Raw genomic sequence first — 23721 nt, 5'->3', positions numbered from 1 at the left:
TGAGGGAAGTGAAAAATTACTTCCCTTTTATCATTTCTATAACTTTTCTTTTCTTATCAATGGCTTCATTTGCAGCATTATCCACTGCAAGCTTCATCTCTTCAAAGTCCCTTGGCTCTGTATCTCCGATCATCTTTTTGATAGGGGTGTAAGCTGATTCCCTGAAGCGCGGGGTGAAATCACACATTTTTCCATCAATGTTTATCTCTGCACCGCTGCCTTCGACAACTTCTCCGATGATGTCGATCTCAACGCCTGCGTCCCTGACAGTCTTCATAATATCGTCTGCATATTCCCTTGGAGCGATAACGAGCAATGCATCAAGTGATACGCCAAGGTAGTCGATCTCCAGCTTTTCCAACATATCGAGAACTTTCGGATTGACAAGCGGACGCATCTTCGACTCATCGAAGACAAGCTTGACACCTGCAGTTCGTGAGATCTCTTTTGCATCCCCACGGATACCACCGTTGGTCACATCTGTCATTGCATGCACATGCTTTGTCAGACCGGATGCGATCAGGGCCTCGCATGCTTCGAGGAATTTGATGTTGATGGTCTCATCAACCACATCATGCATCTCGTAATAAAGCGCTGCAGTGGAAACTGTCCCACCGCCTGCACCCTCGCTCATAAGAATAACATCTCCAACCTGTGTCTGAATGCGGGCTGTAAGGTCTGTGGCCGTACCAACTGCACCAACACCACCGGTCATACGCTCACCGATATCCATATCGCCGCCGATACGGAGAGTGCTTCCCGTTACAAGAGGGATGCCTGTAAGTTCGGACACCGTTGTAATTCCCGCAATGTGGTCAAAGATCTTGGCAACATCGCCATCATCGGCAACGTGGATGTCGGACAGGAGCGCCACAGGACGGGAACCCATCACGTACACATCACGCAGGGATGCACGGGCCACGTGGAAACCTGCAAGGAAAGGAAAATCGCTAAGACGAGAGTGTATCCCATCAATTGTAATAATTATATACCCATTCCCGGTCTCGTTCAGGATAGCACCTGAATCGTCAAGATGGGATGTATCAACCGCTGCACTGGTCTTTCCAATGACCTCTGCGAGCTTCTCATGTGCGTAGAAATCCCCCAGTCCACGGGAACCTACACCAAATTCACCCATGCTCACACCGGAGACAGTTGATGTCAGCACATCGCCTTCGACATTAAGTGTGGCCTTTGCCTCTACAATAGCTGCTTTTGCAAGTGACCTGGCGTGTTCAGGGGTTGTGTCCTTTATCTCAAGTATACGTTCTGTCAGTTTGTCCTCAAGTTCAGGATCATTCTTTCGAAGTCCTTTTCTTGCATAGCCTTCTATATCCATTAGATCACTCCGGAGTATCAGCACATACCTACAAAATTCTCAAGCATCTTCAGGCCGATATCACCACTTTTTTCAGGATGGAACTGTGTTCCGATAACGTTGCCTGTGGAATTAACAACTGATGCTGCGAACTTCACACCATAATCACATGAAGCGAGAGTGTGGGTAGCATCAGTATCCACATAATATGAATGTACAAAATAAACGAATGCACCATCTTCTATTCCCTCATAGAAAGGATGGTCCTGCTCGATGGAAAGAGCGTTCCAGCCCATGTGTGGGACCTTCAGTTCGCTGTGTGGGAAGCGGAGAACCTTGCCGGGAACAAGATCAAGCCCATCATTGAGCCCGCCTTCTTCTGAATGGCTCATGAGCATCTGCTGCCCTAAGCAAATACCAAGGATCGGCTTTCCAGAAGCCACGTAACTGTGTATGCCATCAAGGAAAGGAACGATGTTCTTCATCGCATCGGAAAAAGCCCCGACGCCCGGAAGGATGACACCATCTGCACTTTCGAGATCTGCAGGGTCCTTTGATATGGTCACTTCCGCACCTGCATGTTCCAGACCTTTCTGGACACTGCGGAGGTTGCCAAGCCCATAATCAATTATCACTATCTTTTTCATGGGAAGTACAGTACGGTTTTGGTACATCAATCTAACGCGATGTTGGAAGATATGATATAATTATTGATGGGATTCCAAAAGAATCACGATATGCAATATTAGTTTTACTTTTAAAGCATCGACTAATGTTAAAGATTGAATACCAGACATAAATCCCTAGAAATATTGATTACTTGGAGAGCACTTTGAAAATACATTTTCCTAAAATTATTGGTGAGAATCAATTATAGATAACGTTCCAATTGCCTTGCTAACTCCCGGGCCTCCTCCGAAGTGACGATAATTGTTTCGCGATCAGTGGATATCTCGATCATATCCTCTTCGTATTTATAAACCATTACCATAACATATGATAGGGTTAAACATTATAAAACGTTTTTTATTTTAGTATTGAAGTGATCTGACGAGGCATAGAGATCAAATGATACAATGTACCCCATATAATTATTAAGACAATTATAAAAAATCGAGATATTTATATCTCATTTTCACCTTTGCATCACCTCCTGAAAAGGCACAGGTACAATAGGTGATATAATGAAAAACGCGAGAAGAATCTTTAATGATGAAAGAGCGATAGAGCTACCCATCAATATTGTAGTTATGCTTGTCGTCGGAATGGTCGCACTTGCAGCACTGATAGCAATTATCCCGCCACCCACAAAGAATATGGCTGTGAACATCGATGAAGCAGGCCTTCAGGGAACTATCCCGGGTGCAGGAAACACAATTGTAGTGGATGCAGTAACCGCACAGAACCCGCTGACCATCATAGTCAAGATCACGGCCACGGACCCTGACGGAAATCCGGTCCGTAATGCCAACGCAGTCTTGCGAGGTCTTGGTGGCGTGGCAAGCAATACCACTGACATCAACGGTGAGACCACACTAATTACAACCGCTGCACAGGTAGAAATGGGTGCTAACCAGAACGAAGGTACAATGGACCTTACAATTGCAGCCGATGGTTTCTACGATTACGAGAAGAAAGATGCAGTGATGGTCATCAAGACAAAATGACCTCACATTCCTTTTTTAAAAATATGCCAGATAAGAACATAATTCAGGATGAAAGGGCAGCCATAGGCCTGCCAATACGCATGGTGGTCCTGACGATAATTGGGATGATCGGCTTTGCAGTGATCGTATCAGCCATAGTCAACGCACCCACTGCACCAAGACCCATGTATGCAACTTCTAATGTAACGAGCATAACGCTGTCAGGAGAGAGCGGAAACACAGGCATTCTTGAGATCACCGTTTCCAATTTTGACGGAGAGCCCATTGGTGGATGTAATGTTGTACTGAGAGATCCTTCCGGAACTGTTGCTGCCGGTGGTCTGACCGATAGCTCAGGCCAGGTACAGATGCAACTTATGAACATCTCGCTTCCGATCGGGAAACGCGAGGGTTACATAACCATCAAGACAATGGCTGATGGCTATCTTGAAAATAATGACGAACACTTCGTGAAAGTTACCCGTGGATGAAAAGTGCTTGAGTACCCGATAAATTAGCTGATCTATCTATCGATCGATCAAGAAAGCAGAAAAGCGGTCAATCAGCTTTCCTGTTGACCACATAGAACTTGACGAGAACGGCAACAGCGAGTGCTAATCCCAGACCCAGTGAAAAGTAAGGGGACCTGAGAATATCCCACCTGCCTGCAAAGATCAGCCCTCCTGTAAGAAGTAGGAGTGCCGCCCCCATGATACCTGAAAGCTCCACAGGCATCTTGATAGAGCCGATGGTTATCCTGTTGCGATCCTCGATGCGCATGAGTTTCTCATCCTGCGATGCAAGTGATGATTCAAGCTTGTCGGACAGCTTATCAATGTCCACTCGAAGTGAACCTTCCACCAGTGACCGTAGCTCTTCAACTTCCACTTTTAACTTGTCAATGCTCTCAATTGCAGATCGGACATCCCCGGAAACCGGCGGTTGCTGTGTCTCAAATACAGTACCTGCAACATCCTCAGCAGGAACTTCTACCGACAAACGTCTTTCAACCGCACGAAGCCGCTTCTCAAGGCTCCTGACACTCTGGTCAAAGGACTCTATCCTCCCACGGACGTCCTCTTTTGAAGTACCCCCACTCATAGAACTCACCAACAAAGTCCTTCGTAAACAATATCCTCTTCGAGCTTTTCAGGATCGATCATCTTCCTTCCATCGATCACTAACTTGTTCTTCATGCCAGCAAATTCGGAATCGAGTTCCCTGAACTCACCCCATTCGGTCATGATCAGGCATGCAACTGCACTTTTTAGTGCCTCTGCAGCACTATCACAGTACCTTATATTTTCGATCAATGCCTTCATATTGTCCGTTGCCATCGGATCATATGCGGTCACATCGGCTCCAAGCTCCAGAAGTTTTCTTATAACAGGTATGGAACGTGATTCACGTATATCATCCGTTTCGTTCTTGAAGGCCAGGCCCAAGACAGCCACTTTTTTACCTTTTACATCGCCTGCATGTTTTTCAAGAAGCTCTATCATCTGCATCGGCTGCAACTCGTTCACTTCAATAACGGATTCAAGAAGAGATGGATAATAATCGATTTCCTTTGCTTTACCAATGAGTGCACGCACATCCTTTGGGAAGCAGGAACCACCAAAGCCGGCACCTGAGTTCAGGAAATACTCGGAAATACGGAAATCCGCACCTACAGCATTCATTACCTCATACGTATCTATCCCCAGACGCTTGCAGATATTGCCGACCTCATTGGAGAATGATATCTTTGTGGCAAGGAAGGAATTGTTCACATACTTGATCATCTCAGCAGTACTTGGAGTTGTTTTTGTGACCTCGCAATCCAGATCGCGATATAGCTCCGCAACAAGAGCTCCTGTCCTTTCATCAATACTACCAACAACGATCTTATCGGGATGCATGAAATCATAAACAGCCTTGCCTTCCCTCAGGAACTCAGGGTTCATGGCAACACCGAAGTCCTTGCCTGCAACCTTGCCTGAATGCTCCTCAAGTAAGCGAAGAACGATATCCTCGGTAGTTTGTGGGACCACTGTGCTTTTGACGACCACAATGTGGAAACCATCCTTTTTCGCCATTGCCATTCCAAGGCTCTTGCAGGCAGCACCTACAATGGACAGGTCGATATTACCATGCTCATTGGAGGGAGTACCCACACAGATAAATGAGACATCCGTATTCTGTATAGCATAATCATAATCAGATGTTGCTATGAGGTTCTTCTCCGCATGTTTTTTCATCAACTCCCCAAGGCCTTCCTCCCAGATCGGAGGAAATCCGTCATTGATCATTTGAACCTTCTTTTCGTCAATATCGATGCAGATGACCTCGTGTCCAAGTTCTGCAAAACACGCAGCTGTAACTGAACCAACATAACCTGATCCAATAATAGATACCTTCATAAAAATCACTCCTGTTTAATAAAGTTGTAAAGGATGTATATTATAATAATGGTTTTGTATCCATAGCAGGCTTTTTCCATGGCCCTTCATTCATAGAAACGCATGAACTGCTAAGATCAATCCAACGGTAAAAATACCGAAAATCGCATCCTTTGCCTGAAGTTTTGATCTGTGGAAATAAAGATTATTGTGATCGTTCCCATATCCCCTGCAGAGCATTCCAACATATGTTCTTTCACCCTGTTCATAGGACTGCACGAAAAGCGAACTTATAGTGTTGCCTATCTGCTCCAGGATCCACTTTCTGGGGACATCCTTGTTCCATACATCGAACAGGCGGGATCTTTGTGCCACTCGTATCCTTTTGAGAACGCTCCAGAACACAAAGAGATACCTTACCATCATTGTAAGAAGAAGAGTGAACTCCCTGGGGACACCCAGCCTCCTTGCAGAAACTACGAGATCGTTCATTTTCATTGTAGATGATAATACAATAACAGAAGTCACACATACAATGAACCTTGCCATAAGGGTCAGGCCAAAATCCAGACCTTCGTAGGTCATGGTCAGACCAAAGGGAAATGACATCGGGTAAACTGTGAACGTTTCGATGAAAGGCTGCCTGATAAAAGGCTGGAAAATAGCAAGTCCTAAACCAAATGGAATTACTGCGAGGATCCTTGCCATTACGTAAAAGAGGTTCAAGTTCCCGATGATCATCAATAGGACCAGATAGCTCTCAAGAAAAAGCAACTTGATGAAGTTCGAATCATCCAGCCTTGGGAGAGCTGCTACATAAAAGACGATGCTGATAAAGGCTATTATCTTGATGCGGCCATCCAGCCTGTGAACAGGGCTGTCCTTATAGGATTCCCTTTCGATCTCAGTCAATCCTATACCCATGAGGCTTACTCCGGTGTGGTCTGCGTTTTGTTCTGTATTCTGCCCTGATCAAGTACACGGATGATCTCATCCCTTGCATCTGTCGGAGCGATCTGGATCTGGGCATCAATGCCCTCTTTCTGCAAAAGCTCAAATACCTCTGCGATCCTCGGCATACGCAGATGGGCTTTCTGTATCAGATCGTGATCCCTGAATATTTCCTTTGGAGTACCTGTTGCCAGTATCTTCCCATGATCGAGGATACATATCCTGTCAGCAAATGCCGGAATGATGTCAACATCATGTGTTGAAAGAACAACGGTCATATTGAGATCCCTGTTCATCCTGTCAATTATATCCATTACCTGAGCAGCGTTTATTGGATCAAGTCCTGCTGTAGGTTCATCGAGAACTACGACCTCAGGGCGCATAGCAAGCACTCCTGCAATAGCGACAAGCTTTTTCTGGCCACCACTTAGATGATGAGGGGCACGTTTTTCAAACCCTTTCAGATTCACAAGTTCAAGTGAGGTCCTTATCCTCTCTTCAACCTCATCTTCCGGCAGGCCCATGTTCATCGGACCAAAGGCCACATCTTCCTCCACAGTAGGAGAGAATACCTGATCATCGGGATTCTGAAAGACGATACCGACCGTTTGCCGTGCTTTACGGATGGTCTTCTTAGATATCGTATCTCCCTTGATAGCAACCTCACCGGAAGAAGGTGACAGTATGCCATTAAGATGTTTGAAAAGTGTTGACTTGCCTGCACCATTCGCTCCAAGAATAGCTATCTTCTCACCTGCATTGATGATCAGATCAATGTTCTCAAGTGCCTTTGAATCGCTACTGGAATATTTGTAAGAAAGGTTCTTCAATTCGATAATAGGGTTTTCACGAGCCATGTTGATCTCATCTGCTACTTATCATGCATTACCGGTGCTAAGTAACAGGAAGAAGATATATTATTATTAATAAATTATGCCACAATTTTCACACTCTGTTTATTGACATCATTACGAAAAGCTTCAAGCTTTTGAGGTCTGAAAGCTGATTTACAGAAACATTGACCTTTTGAATCCCGTTAAACTTATATATATTATTGCAGTTTTTTTAGTAATACCAATTTGTAATTACGTAATACTAAATAATACAAAATTATAGATATTCATAAGAAGGAGGAAAATATAATGCATATACCAGATTCGTTTATGCCGCTATCCCAGGCACTTGTTTACTGGGCAATAGCCCTTCCGTTTATCTTTATGTCCTTCAGATGGGCACGAAAAGATATGGATGATATGAAGATACCAATACTTGCAGCATTATCTGCAGGAATATTTGCAATTCAGGCGCTCAACATACCTATTGGAATGGGCACCAGTGGCCATATGGTCGGAGCTGCACTTGTAGCAATAATCTTTGGAAGCCCTTTTGCCGGAGTACTTGTACTGACACTTGTACTGCTGGTTCAGGGTATCGTGTTCGCTGACGGTGGAATTACTGTAATGGGTGCCAACATCCTGAACATGGGAGTTATCTCAGGTTTTGTAGGTTACTACTCATTCGTTGCATTGAGAAGCAAAAACATTGACATTAAGGTATCAGCATTCTTCGGTGCATGGTTAGGCCTTTTCATATCCTCTATCGCAACAGCGATCGAGATGAGCATCGCAGGTACATTCCCACTCGTACCAGGGCTGGTGGCAATGGGAACATTCCACTTTGTAATAGGCATCATCGGAGAAGGACTTATCACTGCAATTGCAATCGCAGCGATCGCGAAAGCACGTCCTGATCTTGTGGACAGCAAGATCACAGAAGATTCAAAGGAGGCATTATTGTGACGAGCCAGAACATGAAATTATTGTACGCAGGACTGGCAATAGCACTCCTGATATCAGTACTTGCACCATACCTTGCATCTTCAGATCCTGATGGTCTGGAAAGTGCTGCAGAAAGTGTGATCGATGAAGAAAGATTTGCTGAACTTGAAGAAGCAGACCCTGCAATCGAATCCCCTATGCCGGACTATTCAATTGAAGGAAAGGGCAAACTCGGTGAGATCCTTGCTATTTCAGCAGGCACCATTGGGATCCTTGTCATAAGCTTTGGGCTTGCAAAAGTGCTGAAATCAAACAGATCTAACTAAAAAATTAGAAAACAGGTATTTAAAGGAGGAAATATTTCCTCCCCTAACTTTTTTGTAAATCACAGGATCTTCACAAGGATCGGTTCCCCATCATCCACAGCATCCATTATGCTGTGAGCAATTGCAGAATTACTCCTGACCTTGACATCGCCATGGCGACCAACTGTTGCAGTGAAAAGGTAACTTTCACCTGCATATATCTCGACATCCTGTGAAGCTATTTCAGGAACGTTCAGGATCACATGCTTCTTTGTGTGCTCGACAGTAGGACGATAGGAACTTCCGGAGAATCTGTTCTTATCCGCACCCTTGCCCTTGCGACCTTGCTCTTTAAGTTCACGCACATCAATGTGGACACCTACGATCCTCTCGATCTCATCGACCACTGCACCACTTTTACCGATCACCTTTGAGATCTCCTTCTCGAAAACCTTTACAACAGCATTTGTGTCGGAGGTCATCTCCACTTCAACAGGACCACTGGTATAACGCTGGACAACGTCCTTGATCTCGCCTTCCGCAAGAGACCAGACAGGTTTCCTGCTTTCTGTTGAAGTTGATACTGGCATGACAACGATCTGCTCACCGAAGGTATATATCTCAAATTCAGGTTTTGAGGTCTCAAAATCAGAAACAACAATTACCGGTCTTGCAAGATCAGCTTCCATCATTCCGGATGGTACCTTTACGGTGAACTCAAGGGTCTGGACCTGGGCGACCTCTCCTTTGTCAATAAAGATGACAGTATCAACGACCTGTGGAATAACACCAAGTTCCACCCTACCGATGAGCCTCTGCACAGCATCGATCGCACGGTTGGCATGCACAACACCGATCATGCCGACACCTGCAAGCCTCATGTCAGCAAATATCTCGAAATCACGGGTCTTTCGCACTTCATCATAGATAGTGTAATCAGGCCTTACAAGCAACAGCACATCTGCGGTCTTTTCCATGCTTCCTTCAAGAGGAGCATATTGTGTGATCTCCCTGGGAACCTGTAGGTCCCTTGGGGATTCCATTGTCTTTACAACATAATTGTGTTCATGCAGGAAAGTGGCAACTCCTGCTCCAAATGTGGATTTACCCGCTCCTGGAGGACCTGATACCAGAATTCCACGCTGTCCAAGTATCCTCTCCTTGAGCTTATCACCCAGACGGTACTCATCCAGCTTTACCGAGGCCACAGGACGTACTGCCGTGATCTCTACATCATCTGAAAATGGAGGGTTTGAGATAGCTATTCGCATATCGCGTATCTGCAATACGGTAGCACCGTTTAGAGACATTTCAATGAAGGATTCGGGGTCAGCCCTTGCTCTTTCAAGAAGCTCACGGGTGATCTCTTTCAACTCACCTGAAGTGGATGGGGTATCCCTTATTTCTACAAATTCCACATTCCTGATGGAACCACGTTTGCCCATTGGAATGACCTTGTTCTTCAGATGCACAGACATTGTATCATCAGTGAAGAAATCCTCAATATGCAGGGTAATGAACTCGGCTTTTTTCGGAGGAAGGTATTCCACTTCCATCCCCTTTGCCACTGCAACGTCGTACTGAACCCTGTCCCCTGTCACAAAAGTAGCTTCCAGCTCTTCAGCACATGACCGGATTATGGCATCCACTGCACCCTCTTTAGCATACTTTCTCTCTTCTATGGTCGGCCGCTCACCTGTAAAAGATATATCGATAAGACCCTCTGTTGCCAATTCTTGCAGTTTTTTCAGCTCATCCAGACCTTTATTACCAATCTCAAGACCACGGTTTGCCTGGGATTCCAGTTCTGCCACCATGGCCTCGGGAATGAATATTTCAGCCCCCTCATAGTCCCCTTCAAGGATCATTTCGGATACAAGACCATCAATAATTACACTTGTATCAGGAACTATCCTTGTTATCTCATTGTTTTCCATAAACAGAACTATCGTTCAAAACTATTTAATATAACTGACGGAAAAAAAGAGATGATCAGAAAAGGGAAAGAAAAGGGAAAGAAAAGAGAACAAAGATAGTTCCTCGAAGTATTGTTCTTAGAAATATCAATAGACCTCATCGGGATCGAAGACCTTCTCACCAACGATATTACCCTCGATATTTCGGTAGAAGCATGAACGATACCCTGTGTGGCATGCGCCCCCTTCCTGTTCGATCTTCATTACGATGGCGTCCATATCGCAATCTATCAGCATCTCGTGTACTGTCTGCATGTGCCCGGAACTTTCTCCTTTTTTCCACAGTTCTTGCCTGCTACGACTCCAGTAGTGAGCAATGCCAGTCTCAATGGTAAGTTTGAGAGCCTCCTCGTTCATGTAGGCAAACATGAGAACTTCACCAGTTTCATTGTCCTGTGCAATGGCTGCGATAAGCCCATTGTCATCATATTTGAGATTGTCAAGCTCTATCATATTAATCAGTTAATGAATATACTATAACTATAAAAACTAAGAGGAATCAATATGTAATGATAACAATATGGTGTATAGAAACTTCATTAGCATATTTTTTTGCATATGATATCAAGGTGAAAGAATGGATTATAGTTTCGATGGAAGAGGGGGATACAGGGTACCGACTGGCTTGCTAGGACTTGACGTTCAACTTGGAGGAGGAGTCCCTCCGGGAACAACTATATTGATACTTGCAGAACCCGGTGCAAGTTCAGAGCTATTTGCACAACAGTTCGTATATGGTGGTCTGACGAACAATGAAGAAGTTTACTATTTCTCTGCTGAACATCCGGTTCAGGAAATAATTGAGGATATGAGGACCTTCGGATGGGATGTTGAGCAATATGTCGAAGACGGAAAAATGGACTTCGTTGATGCCTATACCTTAAGGTTCTGCAATATTCTGCCCAAAAGTGTTACATGCAACCTCTCTGCCAAGGATTTCCTGAAACAGAACACTGATACAATGAACCAACTTAAGTCTGCCACCTCTAAAGAGAGACAAGGCCAGTACAGAGGGGTTATCGATTCCATATCATATTTCCTGAGATCCTACGATATGAAATCTGTTACGGAAGCTATCGAATTTATCTCCTCTATCGGAAAGTTCACTAATGCTGTACAACTCATCCTTATGACCGGCGGTACACATGAACCACAAGTGGAAAATGCACTCAAGAGCATTTGTGACGGGGTTATTGAATTCCGCATGAGAGAACGTGGAAGCGAGATAGAGAGAACTATATTGATACGTAAGATGAGAGGAATGATACCTCCAGACAAGACCATATCATATAATATAACTCAAAAAGGCATTGAACTGGAAACTACGACCAGAGTTCTCTGATCTTCTTGTAGCGAAGACATTCAGATTTGAATAACAAAATGGTTGATGAGAATGAAAGAAAAACTTGCTGAACTCCTGACAAACATATTCACAACTTCCGGACACAGTGTTTCAGAATCTGACACTGTGGACCTGATCGTAGAGAAAAACGACCACCGAACCTATATTTTACTTACCAGTCAGCCAGATCCTGCACAGATCAAAAACTTTGCAGATCAGATCAGGGACGGAGTAGGACTATATGTCACCATGCAGAAAATGGAGCCAGAGCTCTACGATTATGCAACACATGTGGGACTTATCACATGGGACCGGGACGAACTCTCCCTCCAGATAGGAAAAGCTGTCATCGCCGACCTTGAAGGCAATGCTACCGACCTACAACTTGTGGCTTACGATGTAGACAGTAATGCTATGATAGCAGATCAGCTTGCATCCAGATCCACTGGATTCTCAGGAAGCTTTGAAATAAGCTCCGAGATATCAAGTCCTTCAGTAGAGCCTTTCACGCCATCTGCTCCGCAGATGCCCACACAGGAAGAACAGGATGGTTTCAACATCTGGGCAACTTCACCTGAAATGCAGCAGGCAGACACAGTTGAAAGGTATCAGGAAACTAAGCGAACATATATGGAAGCACCTGTGACAACCGCACCAGAGCATCAGCAGTCATTATGGGAAGCTCCAACCCCAGTTCCACAACCAGTTCCATCAACACTTGACCTTCACACTGCGCCTATAAAATTGGAAAAGGAAAGGGCTGCAGCAATGGCAAAGTCCGAGATAGGGATCCCTGAGGATGTTGTTCTCAAGTTCGTACCTTTCTGGAATTATGCCTATGCTGTCAAAGCAGAACACAGGTTCAAGAACAAGGTCATTGATATTTCCGGGCAGGGACAGGGTTGTCTTAATGCTCTCAACGGCAATAAGGAAGAGTTAGAACTGCACCAGGTAAATGACCGTGTGACACTTCCTGATGATAACTATGAGATCAAGAGCAAGATGATCGACCAGAAGGAAGCGGAAAGCACGCTAATATCGAACATTATCGAAGAATACACAAAGGATGTGCGTTTCAACAATGTCGTTGGAGAGGCAATGATATCCGAACACAAGATGTTCAAACCATCAATGGATGATATCAGGTTCAAGATCGACCTTGTCTATGTGCCTATATGGGAAGTAAAAGGTGCAAGGAACTCAGTGGAAATCAACGCATATACACAGGAAATACTGACCAATCCTGTAGATGATGATGTTGAGTTCATGTGAATGAACGTTCGTAACTAACCGAACATATATATACGAAAACTGTATATAGAGACCAACGCATTTATTGGCTTTAGAAAGTTACCAAACAATGGAGTGACAAAGAATGATCGAAATTACAGACGTTGCTGCAACCGAATTGAAAGCATTGCTTGAGGCTGAGGACAAACAGGACCATGCATTGAGAATATTTGTTGCAGGTATGGGATGCAGCGGTATCCAGTATGGAATGGCACTCGACAACGAGACCAGTGATGAAGATATCACAGTCGAAAGCAAAGAGATCAAGGTCGTTATGGGCTCAGATATCAGCGAACAGCTGGACAAAGCAACCATCGATTACATTGACACAGAAGGTGGCAAAGGCTTCATCATCGACAACCCAGCAGCAGCAAGCGGATGCAGTAGCTGCGGTGGCAGTTGCCATTAAGAACAAGATATTTAATTGAGTAATACCATCCTACGCGGTAATAACTAAAAGGTGATCAAATGATTCCAGGCATGGGCGGACGGGGCATGAACCCGAAAAAGGTCAAACAGATGATGAAACAGATGGGCATTAACATCGATGAGATAGAAGATGTGGAACAGGTCATCATAAGAACCGCAGACAAGGATATAGTATTTAACGATGCAAGTGTCAGCATAATGAATGCACAGGGAGTTGATACCTATCAGGTAACAGGTACCCCTGTGGATATGCCACGTGAGGTCGTTATCCCTGAAGATGATGTAAGACTTGTGGCAGAGCAGACCGGTGCAAGCGAAGAAGCTGCGCTTGGCGCTCTCAAAGATGCTAACGGTGATCTTGCAGAAGCTATTCTTGCTCTTTCCTCATGAACCCATAACGGGTTCCTGCTTTTTTTATTATTTTTCCAGACGAGACATTATTTAGAGATTTTATAGATTTATATTTATACATTGCATCGCGTATAGTTATCCCGTTGACATTCATATGAAAAGGGATAAAGATGAAAGACGATATACCGGATACCAGCCGTGAGCAATTAGCTACAAGGATCGGGTTCTTGCTTGTTTCTGCGGGATGTGCCATAGGTCTTGGAAACATCTGGCGTTTCCCTTTCATTGCAGGAAAATACGGAGGTGCTGCCTTTGTTATCGTCTATCTTGCATTTCTCCTAATCCTCGGATTGCCTATATTGATAATGGAATTTGCCACCGGAAGAGCTGGAAGGCAGAATATCGCAGGATCCTTGCGTAAGCTCCAACCAGAAGGGAAAAGATGGCACCTTTTCGGATATATCGCCATCATAGGAAATGTTATCCTGCTTATGTTCTACACTACCGTTGCAGGATGGGGATTTGCATATTTCTATTACATGGTCAAAGGTAGTTTTATTTACCTCGAACCCTCGGAAATAGGGCTTTTCTTTGACCTGTTCATGGGAAGGACCATGGAAATGATAACGTGGATGGCATTGGTAGTGGGTCTTGGGATCCTTATATGTTCAGCAGGGCTACAAAGAGGGGTTGAAAGGGCTGGCAAGTTCATGATGTCAGGACTATTCTTTATTCTGGTAGTGCTTGTACTTCGTTCTGTGACCCTTCCCGGTGCTGCTGAAGGGATCAGCTTTTATCTTGAACCGGATTTTTCGGTCTTAAGCTGGAAGGCTATCTATGCAGCCATGACCCAGGCATTCTTTACTTTGAGCGTAGGGGTCGGTGGGATGACAATCTTCGGGAGCTATATCAACAGAGATCATTCACTTACAGGCGAATCCCTAAGGATCACATTCCTGGATACATCCATAGCACTCATGGCAGGACTTATGATATTTCCGGCATGTTCTGCTTTCGGGGTTGATGTAGGTTCAGGTCCCGGGCTCCTCTTTGTAACATTGCCGAACGTTTTCAATCAAATGCCTGCAGGCATTTTGTGGGGAACTCTCTTCTTCTTGTTCCTTGCCTTTGCTTCAATGTCAACTGTAATGGGTATCTCGGAGAATGTAATAGCTTTCTCAATGGATGAATGGGGATGGAAAAGAAAAAAGGCATCAATTATAAGCGGAATTGCGATATTCGTTTTATCCATACCATGTTGCCTTGGATTCGGACCATTGAGCTGGTATCAGCCTTTTGGTGAAGGTACATCGATCCTAGATCTGGAAGATTTCATATTTACCAACAATATCCTTCCATTAGGTGCACTTACGCTGGTACTGTTCTGCAGTTATAGTTTCGGATGGGGATGGAACAATTTCATTCGGGAGACAGATTCCGGAAAGGGGTTGAAGTTCCCAAAGCAGACAAGAACATATATAAAATACGTCCTTCCGCTTATCATAATTTTTATACTTGTCAGAGGATGGATAGGAACATTATCATAAAGAGAAAAGAGGTCAGTATTCAAGTTCAAGGGAGTTCAATACTGAATGATATTCCTCAACGGGCATCCTTGAATAAAATGCACGTTTTACAACCTCGCTCAGGGATGGATGGATATCCATTCCATGAACAATAGGACCTACATTTGCGCCAGGAGTGTTCATAAGAGTTATCACCTGATGGATGAGAACAGATGCCTGTGGTCCTATGATATGAGCACCAAGCAGAATGTTAGTGGAGTTATCCAGTATAACCTTGACAAAGTAATCCTCAAGGGCCATAGCAACTCCTTTTCCGGTATCTTCGAACCTCTGGAAACCGATGGAGATGTTATCTTTGCCATAGTTTTCAACAGCCTCTGCTTCCCCCATTCCGACCCCGGCGATCTCAGGATAGGAAAAGATGGCATGCGGCACTGCATGGTAATCAACTTCCACATCACCATTTAGAACGGAGTTCTGGTAGGCGACCGTAGACTCATAATTGCCAACATGCTTGAACAGATATTTACCATTGGCATCTCCAAAGGCCCAGACATTTGAGCAACTTGTTTCCATATGATCGTTTACCTTTATCCATCCACTATCATCAGTCTCAATATTTCCTTTTTCAGGATGGAGGATATCAGTATTCGGACTTCTACCGGTGGCTACAAGGATCTCATCGGCTAATATCTCGACCTGTTCGCCGGTCTGCCTGTCCTTTGCAATGATCTTCTTCCGGTTGCCTGACGCCTGAACTTCAGCAACTTCGTGATTGGTGATTATAGAAATGTGACCTTCCATTTTCCTTCTTGCAAGTTCACTTATCTCGGGTTCTTCCTGAGCAATAATTCTGGGACTGCGACCTATTATGGTTACATCAGAGCCCATGGAAGAGAAGAAATGACCGTATTCGGCAGCTATGTAACCGCCTCCTATGATTGCAAGACTTTCCGGTAATGACGTTAGCTCCAGAACTGTGTCACTTGTAAGATAACCAACATCTTCCAGACCTTTGACCGATGGGATCATAGGTCTTGAACCTATGCTCAGGTAGATCATCTTTGAAGTGATCGTCCCGTCCCCAACTTTAAGCACATATGGTTCAATGAATTCTACAGTGTCCTGGTAGTAATCCATATTTGGACTGGATGAAAGCCCGCTGTGGATCATCTCAATATCCTTTCCTATGGAAGAACGCATCTTTTCCATAATAAAATTGAAATCTATGCTTTTGATCTCAGCATCAATTCCAAATTCCTGAGATCTTCCAATTTCCCTTACAAGTTCTGCAGGATAGAGAAGCATCTTGGATGGGATACAACCCCTTGTAAGACAGATTCCTCCGGGATTGTCCTTGTCGATGACCGCTACTTTCATCCCCGGGTTCTCTTGCATCATCAAACCAACATAGTTCATCCCTGAACCGCTGCCTACCACTATAAGATCATATTCTTTCATTTGCACACCCCAAAATTACGTATAAGAGATATTATGCCTGTTTCATTATTATATATGATGCTTTTTCAGATAAGGAATCCTATCAGGTAGACCATTGGACCTATTTGCATCAGTACTATCGTTCTTGACCTCAATTTCAATACATTGTTCTTTGACTGGTCGCATATCAAAGACCTGGAAATTAATTAAATAATTAATTAAGAAATAAACAACTGCTACCGGCAGTATCAACAATAAGAATAGTTTGTCATGAACAAGATTAGGATGCAGGTTCACATAGGGAAGAGGATCAAATATAAAGACAACTGAAAAGATCAGAGAAGAGATTATGGCTGCAAAACGTGGAGAGACACTCCATGCTACTGTCTGTACACGGTGTTGCATATCTCCTTCCATATCAGAGATATCTGCCATGATCTCAAAAGCGATGCCTACCAGAAATGCCATTAAGATAGAGACCGCTGCTGCTGTCGCATATTCAGTTCCATTTTCAAAAAATTCCATTGAGAGGATGCCTGAAAGGATAACGGAGAACATGCCAAAGAAGGAGTTTCCAAAACTTGTCAAAACTAAGAATGCCTGAAGTTTTTCAGTAAAAGAAACAATGAGATCAATTTCCTGCAATGAACTTCAGTTTGTCATTGACAAGCGCTTTTAGATCTTCAAGATCGCTGCAATCATTCATTTCATCAGATGTGATCAGCAGATTGAGCCTGTTGTCCTTCTCAAGATAGGCACAGGGGAATGAAGCTCCCGGATAATTGTATTTTTTATCAAACTCATCCTTGTGCAGAAAAAACACAGGGATGGGAAGATCATCCACAAAGGACCTCCATTCACTTTTCATGCCTGCATTACCATAGGTGATAGCACAGAGATTACATCCGTAACTCGATGGTGATACAATTTTATGAACATAATCTTTCATTTCATTGACTAGACCACTGTCTGCATTGTATACGAAAACTATTGAAACTTTACTCATAGAAACCCCCGATATCCCTAACATTAAGAACTTAGGACTCAATCGGATATAACATTATTTCATATGTGCATAGGAATTCGAATCTGCAAAATTGTGATCATGAATAAGAACATATCAGAACAACAAACCCAAAGCTAGTGAGTTAAGATCAGTTAAAGAAAAAGGGTAATAGAGTGAGCACAGCAGCGACGCAGATTTCCCGAGGACTCTCGTACCTCAGTACAGTAAGCAACGTGGGCAGGCTTATCTTCTGTGTTCGGAATGGGAACAGGAGTGGCCCTGCCGCTATGGCCGCCGTACTCTGACTCTTATTAATGGATGAAAGCCAAAGTCCAAATCCAGATCAGCGCTTCTGCAGCGCGCGACCTTTGAGCTTTGCTCAAGAGGTCAAGATGCTGAATCAGACTTTACTTTTTTAACGGATGAAAGCCAAGGTCCGGATTCGAACCGGAATGGAATCGCTCTGCAGGCGATTGCGTAGCCGCTCCGCCACCTTGGCATTTGAACGAATCCTAGTAGGTAATACAGACATATAAGCCTTTACATTGCGACAATGAAGGCACAAGTCTGATGATCAGCCACCAGCTCAGTACTAACTTTAAGCAAAGCTCAAGGACTGTTGGATACTAGAAAAAGATAAAGTTACAACTCATGAGTTGTAGCAGATTGAAGAAAAGTTAAGGTAAAGAGTGAGCATAGCAGCGACGCAGATTTCCCGAGGACTCTCGTACCTCAGTACAGTAAGCAACGTGGGCAGGCTTATCTTCTGTGTTCGGAATGGGAACAGGAGTTGCCCTGCCGCTATGGCCGCCATACTCATCTCTAATACTGGAAATGATCATGTTATTATATTACATATCAGATTTCGCCTGGACAAAGCAAAACGGATGAGGCACAGATATTAGTGGCCGCGGACTGAACACCTCGTTGCCTTGGTGCGTACATCCCGACTCTATCAATCCGGTCTTTTACCGGAATCCTTAACGTAGTCTCTTTTTAGGTCAGATTTCGAGCTTAGATGCATTCAGCTCTTATTCCTTAGCGCGTAGCTGCTCGGCAGTGCCTTGTCAGACAACCGATCGACCAGTGGCGCCGTTGCTCTGTTCCTCTCGTACTAAAAGCAACTTACCCTCAGACTACAGACACCTCTAGTAGATAGTAACCGACCTGTCTCACGACGGTCTAAACCCAGCTCACGATCTCCTTTAATAGGCGAACAACCTCACCCTTGGCTGCTGCTGCACAGCCAGGATGGAAAGAACCGACATCGAGGTAGCAAGCTGCCGGGTCGATATGTGCTCTTGCCGGCAACGACTCAATTATCCCCGGGGTAACTTTTCTGTCATCTTTAGCCCGCACCAAGCGGGACATAAAGGTTCGCTAGAACCGACTTTCGTCTCGTGATCCGCTACTGTGCCGAATCACGTCAGGCTAACTTATGCTCTTGCACTCTTCAGTAGGTTTCCGACCCACTTGAGTTAACCATTGCGCGCCCTTGATATCTTTTCAAGGGCGTCCCGCCCCAGGCAAACTGCCCACCTATCGGGGTCCTCCTCTCGGAGTAAGGGGCGTAACTTTGGAAGGGTAGTGTCCCAATTGACTCCACCGATGCTGGCGCACCGGCTTCGACGTCTCCTACCTACACTGTACATCCAAAATCACACCCCAGCGACAGGCTGCAGTAAAGCTCCACGGGGTCTTCACTTCCCCCTAGAGGTCTCTAGACTCTGCACTAGAATGTAAGCTTCACCGGACTCTGGCTAGGGACAGTAGAACTCTCATTGATCCATTCATGCAAGTCGCCAATTAAGCGACAAGGTACTACGCTACCTTAAGAGGGTCATAGTTACCCCCGCTGTTTACAGGCCCTTCTTTCCGTTGAACCGAAGTTTCAGGTACCTGCACTGAGCAGGATTCAGAGATCGTACTAGCCCTTACGGGTTTGCGATCTCCTATGTTGATATTAGACAGTTAGAGTTCTCTGGTCACTGCGACCTGCCGTCTACACGGCAGGCACTCCTTCTCCCGAAGTTACGGAGCCAATTTGCCGAATTCCCTTAGCCAAATTATTCCGACACGCCTTAGCCTTTTCAGCTAGGGGCACCTGTGTCAGATCTCGGTACGGACATTTAACTCCCTTTTCACGGGTTCCAGGGTGAAGCTGACTTTCGCCATAACATATTCGTCTGCTTCTCGCCATTACGGCTCTCCACAGAGTTCGATGCTTAGACGGCGCGACGGCGCCGCTCAGCCTGCCCCGAAACGTCAGTTTTATTGTTAAATGGTACAGGAATATTAACCTGTTTCCCTTTTGATGTACTCGAATTACGGTACAACTTAGGACCGACTAACCCTCGGCTGACGATCATTGCCGAGGAAACCTGCCCTTCGGCGGTCAGGATTCTCACCTGACTATGCTGCTACTATTACCAGGATTTTCGTTTCCGCTCGGTCCACAGGACTTCACAGCCCTGCTTCTGCCCAAACGCAACGCCTTCCTACAAGATTACCTTTCGGTACTCCGTGGTATCGGTGGTCGACTTGAGCCCCGTCCATTTTCGGGGCCCCAAACCTCGACTGGTGGGCTGTTACGCACTCTTTAAAGGATAGCTGCTTCTAAGCTAACCTTCCAGCTGTCTAGGGCTTAGGACGCCCTTTAGTATTAACACTTAGTCGACACTTAGGGACCTTAACCACGGGCTGGGTTGTCTCCCTTACGGACTACAAGCTTACCCCAGTAGCCCGGACTCCAACCTTCTACGACGACGGTGGGTTCGGAGTTTGACAAGCGGCTGAGGGATTTCTCCCCCGGGACCACCAATCAGTGCTCTACTCCACCGACTATCTCCAGTTAGGTCATGCTGCGACATGTTTTGGAAGGAACCAGCTGATGCCGGGTTAGATTAGCCTTTCACTCCGAGACGCAGGTCACACGAATGATTTGCAGATCAATACCGCTTGCGGTCCTCCACGTAGCTTTCGCCACGCTTCAACCTGCCCACGCCTAGATCACCCGGCTTCGGGTCGTAACTTAGTGACTCCACGCACTTGTATACGCCGCACCTCACCCCGTGAAGGGTTGCGTGCTTGTTGCTTTCGCTTCGGCTTCCCAGATAAAAGGTTAGCCATCGCCACTTAGTTACACTCCCTGGCCCGTTCTTCAAAACGTATGATATGACATCGGCATTAGAACTCGTACTACAACCTCGCGGTTGATTCCTTCGAACTAAAGATCCTTTCATGCCATATCGCTCCATCACCATCAGGTTTCAGGCACTTTTAACCTCCCTTTTGGGGGTACTTTTCAGTTTTCGGTCACCCTACTACTTCGCTATCGGTCTCAAGACGTATTTAGTTTTGGAAGTTGGTGCCTCCCAAATTCCCGCGTGATTTCCAACACACGGTACTCAGGAACATTTCCAGTTCCTCTTTTCTTTGCTTACGTGACTTTCACACTCTACGGTCTAACGTTCCAGAAAAGTTCAGCTAAGAAAAGGTCGGAACCTTAGAAAGTTCCTACAACACCACATCTCCCTCACATTACTGGAGGGATTCAGTTTGAACTTTGCCGTGTTCATTCGCCATTACTAACGGCATCTCTTCGATTTCTCTTCCTGCCCCTACTAAGATGTTTCAATTCGGGGCGTTCCCGATCATGACTGATCAGCACAAATGTGCTAAGAGGTCTCATTAGGAAATCTCAGGTTCATAGATTCCATGCGTCTACCCTGAGCTTATCGCAGCTTGGCACGTCCTTCATCAGCGCTTGAGCCGAGCCATCCACCTGACGGCATAATTACCAGAGTCCATCTCACTTTGTCCAGTGAGCGTCTGATATGTAATATATACATGATCTCATAGTGCCCAATATCGGGGAAAGGGCACATCCATCCTTCCCAAGCAACATTACTTGCTCGGTGCACTTGATGATTGTGAATCGTAATGATCCAATGGACTTGCTGGGATTCGAACCCAGGGCCTTCGCCTTGCAAAGGCGACGATCTTCCAACTGATCTACAAGCCCTCGCTCGCATTTTTTCCAGCGAAATCTTGTTTCATTGAAGTGGTTTGTCGAAAGTGGCAGTTTATCGATTTCTGACTGATAGCGTTGATCCGCTTTGTGCGGATCGTTGCTTAGGAGGTGATCCAGCCGCAGATTCCCCTACGGCTACCTTGTTACGACTTAACCCCCCTTGCGAAATTTAGGTTCGAACACGGCACAAAATCCGTGCCCTCACCCATACCTCACTCGGGTGGTTTGACGGGCGGTGTGTGCAAGGAGCAGGGACGTATTCACCGCGCTATGTTGAAACGCGATTACTACGGATTCCAGCTTCACGAGGACGAGTTACAGTCCTCGATTCGAACTACGGCTGGGTTTAGGAGATTACCATCACCTTTCGGTGTAGGAACCCATTGTCCCAGCCATTGTAGCCCGCGTGTAGCCCGGGAGATTCGGGGCATACTGACCTACCGTAGCCCGCACCTTCCTCTGGTTTAGCACCAGCGGTCCCCACAGAGTACCCATCATCCCGAAGGACATGCTGGCAACAGTGGGCACGGGTCTCGCTCGTTGCCTGACTTAACAGGATGCTTCACAGTACGAACTGACGACGGCCATGCACCTCCTCTCAGCGATTCAGGTAAAGTCTTTAGCTTGACCTACATCTTGCTGTCGCCCCCGGTGAGTTTTCCGGCGTTGAGTCCAATTAAACCGCAGGCTCCACCCGTTGTAGTGCTCCCCCGCCAATTCCTTTAAGTTTCAGCCTTGCGGCCGTACTTCCCAGGTGGTTCGCTTCACGGCTTCCCTACGGCACCAGAAACGGTCGCACCGTCCCTGACACCTAGCGAACATCGTTTACGGCTGGGACTACCCGGGTATCTAATCCGGTTCGTGCCCCAGCTTTCGTCCCTCACCGTCGGACCCGTTCTGGTAAGACGCCTTCGCCACTGGTGGTCCCACAGGGATTACAAGATTTCACTCCTACCCCTGTAGTACCTCTTACCTCTCCCGGTCCCAAGTCTGACAGTATTCCCCGGAAGCCTAACAGTTGAGCTGTCAGATTTCCCGAAGAACTGATCAAACCGGCTACGGACCCTTTAGACCCAATAAAAGTGATTACCACTCGGGCCGCCGGTGTTACCGCGGCGGCTGGCACCGGTCTTGCCCGGCCCTTGCTAACACATGCCGTTTACACATGTGGACAGCCAACATAATATGCTGGCACTCGGTATCCCCTTATCGCGGTTTCCCGCATTGTAAAGTTTTCGCGCCTGCTGCGCCCCGTAGGGCCTGGATTCATGTCTCAGAATCCATCTCTGGGCTCTTGCTCTCACAACCCATATCCGTCGTAGGCTAGTAGGTACCTTACACCCACTACTACCTGATAGACCGCAGATCCATCCTTAGGCAACCGAAGTCTTTGAACCAAAAAGCATTCCAGCATGAATGGTTTATTCGGAATTATCTCCAGTTTCCCGGAGTTATGCCGAACCTAAGGGCAGGTTATCCACGTGTTACTGAGCAGTTCGCTATGTTCACGAAGAACATTTAACTCGCATGGCTTAGTCGAATACCGATAGCAGTAACCTCTGGCAGGATCAACCAGAGTTATTTGTTAAAGCACACAAAATTTGGAAGTTAACTAAGAAAATTGTCGGAAAAGAACTCTTTTGTTTAATTAGAGAGTTGTTTTCTTTGCACAATGTTGGTTAGTTCTGTTTGATAGATAAAGTCACTATCAGTCAGAATTAACCGAACTGCCACTTTCAACGTCAGACCTGAAAAGCTCAGGTCTCCACTAATGATTTTGAAATGGAGGTGATTGAAATTCCACGCACGTTGTGCGAGATTCTCATAATACATCTCATCGCATATATACCTTCCTGATCGGAAGATTATGACACATTTTTGGAGAATGTGTCGATATACGCGAAATGTATGACGTTTTTCGAACTCTCAATAGATCGTGTCAGAATCGA

At 45.5% G+C, this 23721-nt stretch carries 20 protein-coding genes, 2 tRNA genes and 4 rRNA genes; 9 read left to right on the top strand and 17 right to left on the bottom strand.

Annotated elements, in window-relative coordinates:
* Positions 1-16 precede the first annotated feature (16 nt).
* Positions 17-1339, bottom strand: a complete 1323-nt coding sequence (locus J7W08_RS10325; RefSeq protein ID WP_233084375.1) for an AIR synthase-related protein — start codon at positions 1337-1339, stop codon at positions 17-19.
* 17 nt (positions 1340-1356) lie between these two features.
* Entirely contained in the window at positions 1357-1965 is a 609-nt protein-coding gene (gene hisH, locus J7W08_RS10320) for an imidazole glycerol phosphate synthase subunit HisH (RefSeq protein WP_233084374.1), read from the bottom strand.
* Between the two features lie 537 nt (positions 1966-2502).
* On the opposite strand from hisH, the gene J7W08_RS10315 reads away from it, so the two are divergent.
* Positions 2503-2985 (top strand): carboxypeptidase regulatory-like domain-containing protein, encoded by a 483-nt coding sequence (locus J7W08_RS10315; RefSeq protein WP_233084373.1) that lies wholly within the window; start codon positions 2503-2505, stop codon positions 2983-2985.
* A 23-nt stretch (positions 2986-3008) separates the two neighbouring features.
* A complete protein-coding gene (locus J7W08_RS10310; protein ID WP_233084372.1) occupies positions 3009-3455 on the top strand; it encodes a hypothetical protein in 447 nt (148 codons plus the stop codon).
* A gap of 67 nt (positions 3456-3522) precedes the next feature.
* Here J7W08_RS10310 and J7W08_RS10305 read toward each other — a convergent pair whose 3' ends face one another.
* The 4 genes from J7W08_RS10305 to J7W08_RS10290 form a co-directional block, all read right to left on the bottom strand.
* Complete coding sequence (locus tag J7W08_RS10305; RefSeq protein ID WP_233084371.1) at positions 3523-4065, bottom strand: hypothetical protein; 543 nt, start codon at positions 4063-4065, stop codon at positions 3523-3525.
* A gap of 5 nt (positions 4066-4070) precedes the next feature.
* Complete coding sequence (locus tag J7W08_RS10300; RefSeq protein ID WP_233084370.1) at positions 4071-5366, bottom strand: UDP-glucose dehydrogenase family protein; 1296 nt, start codon at positions 5364-5366, stop codon at positions 4071-4073.
* 90 nt (positions 5367-5456) lie between these two features.
* Entirely contained in the window at positions 5457-6269 is an 813-nt protein-coding gene (gene cbiQ, locus J7W08_RS10295) for a cobalt ECF transporter T component CbiQ (RefSeq protein ID WP_233084369.1), read from the bottom strand.
* Positions 6270-6274: 5 nt separating this feature from the next.
* A complete protein-coding gene (locus tag J7W08_RS10290) occupies positions 6275-7153 on the bottom strand; it encodes an energy-coupling factor ABC transporter ATP-binding protein (protein WP_233084368.1) in 879 nt (292 codons plus the stop codon).
* 285 nt (positions 7154-7438) lie between these two features.
* On the opposite strand from J7W08_RS10290, the gene cbiM reads away from it, so the two are divergent.
* Together cbiM and J7W08_RS10280 are read left to right on the top strand one after the other, a co-directional pair.
* The gene (cbiM, locus tag J7W08_RS10285) at positions 7439-8095 is read left to right on the top strand and encodes a cobalt transporter CbiM (RefSeq protein ID WP_233084367.1); all 657 of its coding nucleotides are present in this window, start codon (positions 7439-7441) and stop codon (positions 8093-8095) included.
* Between the two features lie 11 nt (positions 8096-8106).
* Positions 8107-8400 (top strand): PDGLE domain-containing protein, encoded by a 294-nt coding sequence (locus tag J7W08_RS10280; protein ID WP_233084366.1) that lies wholly within the window; start codon positions 8107-8109, stop codon positions 8398-8400.
* A gap of 59 nt (positions 8401-8459) precedes the next feature.
* Here J7W08_RS10280 and J7W08_RS10275 read toward each other — a convergent pair whose 3' ends face one another.
* Positions 8460-10316 (bottom strand): PINc/VapC family ATPase, encoded by a 1857-nt coding sequence (locus J7W08_RS10275; RefSeq protein ID WP_233084365.1) that lies wholly within the window; start codon positions 10314-10316, stop codon positions 8460-8462.
* A 126-nt stretch (positions 10317-10442) separates the two neighbouring features.
* A complete protein-coding gene (hisI, locus tag J7W08_RS10270) occupies positions 10443-10808 on the bottom strand; it encodes a phosphoribosyl-AMP cyclohydrolase (RefSeq protein WP_233084364.1) in 366 nt (121 codons plus the stop codon).
* A gap of 124 nt (positions 10809-10932) precedes the next feature.
* On the opposite strand from hisI, the gene J7W08_RS10265 reads away from it, so the two are divergent.
* The 5 genes from J7W08_RS10265 to J7W08_RS10245 all read left to right on the top strand — a co-directional run bounded on the left by J7W08_RS10265 (position 10933) and on the right by J7W08_RS10245 (position 15314).
* Positions 10933-11697 (top strand): RAD55 family ATPase, encoded by a 765-nt coding sequence (locus J7W08_RS10265; RefSeq protein ID WP_233084363.1) that lies wholly within the window; start codon positions 10933-10935, stop codon positions 11695-11697.
* Positions 11698-11748: 51 nt separating this feature from the next.
* Positions 11749-12969 (top strand): hypothetical protein, encoded by a 1221-nt coding sequence (locus J7W08_RS10260; protein ID WP_233084362.1) that lies wholly within the window; start codon positions 11749-11751, stop codon positions 12967-12969.
* A gap of 103 nt (positions 12970-13072) precedes the next feature.
* The gene (locus J7W08_RS10255; RefSeq protein ID WP_233084361.1) at positions 13073-13396 is read left to right on the top strand and encodes a HesB/IscA family protein; all 324 of its coding nucleotides are present in this window, start codon (positions 13073-13075) and stop codon (positions 13394-13396) included.
* Between the two features lie 59 nt (positions 13397-13455).
* Positions 13456-13806, top strand: coding sequence for a nascent polypeptide-associated complex protein (locus tag J7W08_RS10250; protein WP_048193377.1), 351 nt, complete (start codon positions 13456-13458; stop codon positions 13804-13806).
* Positions 13807-13937: 131 nt separating this feature from the next.
* Positions 13938-15314, top strand: a complete 1377-nt coding sequence (locus tag J7W08_RS10245) for a sodium-dependent transporter (RefSeq protein WP_233084360.1) — start codon at positions 13938-13940, stop codon at positions 15312-15314.
* A 12-nt stretch (positions 15315-15326) separates the two neighbouring features.
* On the opposite strand, the gene J7W08_RS10240 is transcribed toward J7W08_RS10245, so the two are convergent.
* From J7W08_RS10240 to J7W08_RS10200, 9 genes are all read right to left on the bottom strand, one after another.
* On the bottom strand, positions 15327-16754 hold the full coding sequence (locus tag J7W08_RS10240; protein WP_233084359.1) for a dihydrolipoyl dehydrogenase: 1428 nt from the start codon (positions 16752-16754) through the stop codon (positions 15327-15329).
* A 48-nt stretch (positions 16755-16802) separates the two neighbouring features.
* Complete coding sequence (locus tag J7W08_RS10235; protein WP_233084358.1) at positions 16803-17378, bottom strand: UbiA prenyltransferase family protein; 576 nt, start codon at positions 17376-17378, stop codon at positions 16803-16805.
* Positions 17365-17739: a hypothetical protein gene (locus J7W08_RS10230; RefSeq protein ID WP_233084357.1), complete on the bottom strand. Its 375-nt coding sequence runs from the start codon at positions 17737-17739 to the stop codon at positions 17365-17367. Before J7W08_RS10230 ends, J7W08_RS10235 begins: the two co-directional genes overlap by 14 nt.
* 177 nt (positions 17740-17916) lie before the next feature.
* A 5S ribosomal RNA gene (gene rrf, locus J7W08_RS10225) occupies positions 17917-18038 on the bottom strand.
* Positions 18039-18166: 128 nt separating this feature from the next.
* Positions 18167-18238 (bottom strand) — tRNA-Cys (locus tag J7W08_RS10220).
* A 194-nt stretch (positions 18239-18432) separates the two neighbouring features.
* A 5S ribosomal RNA gene (rrf, locus tag J7W08_RS10215) occupies positions 18433-18554 on the bottom strand.
* Between the two features lie 67 nt (positions 18555-18621).
* A 23S ribosomal RNA gene (locus J7W08_RS10210) occupies positions 18622-21547 on the bottom strand.
* 143 nt (positions 21548-21690) lie between these two features.
* A tRNA-Ala gene (locus tag J7W08_RS10205) sits at positions 21691-21763 on the bottom strand.
* A 112-nt stretch (positions 21764-21875) separates the two neighbouring features.
* Positions 21876-23351 (bottom strand): 16S ribosomal RNA (locus J7W08_RS10200).
* Together the 16S, 23S and 5S rRNA genes with 2 tRNA genes alongside form the textbook arrangement of a ribosomal RNA operon.
* Positions 23352-23721 lie beyond the last annotated feature (370 nt).

The organism is Methanococcoides orientis (assembly GCF_021184045.1).
GTDB lineage: Archaea > Halobacteriota > Methanosarcinia > Methanosarcinales > Methanosarcinaceae > Methanococcoides > Methanococcoides orientis.
This window is presented reverse-complemented; position numbering and strand designations above follow the sequence as displayed.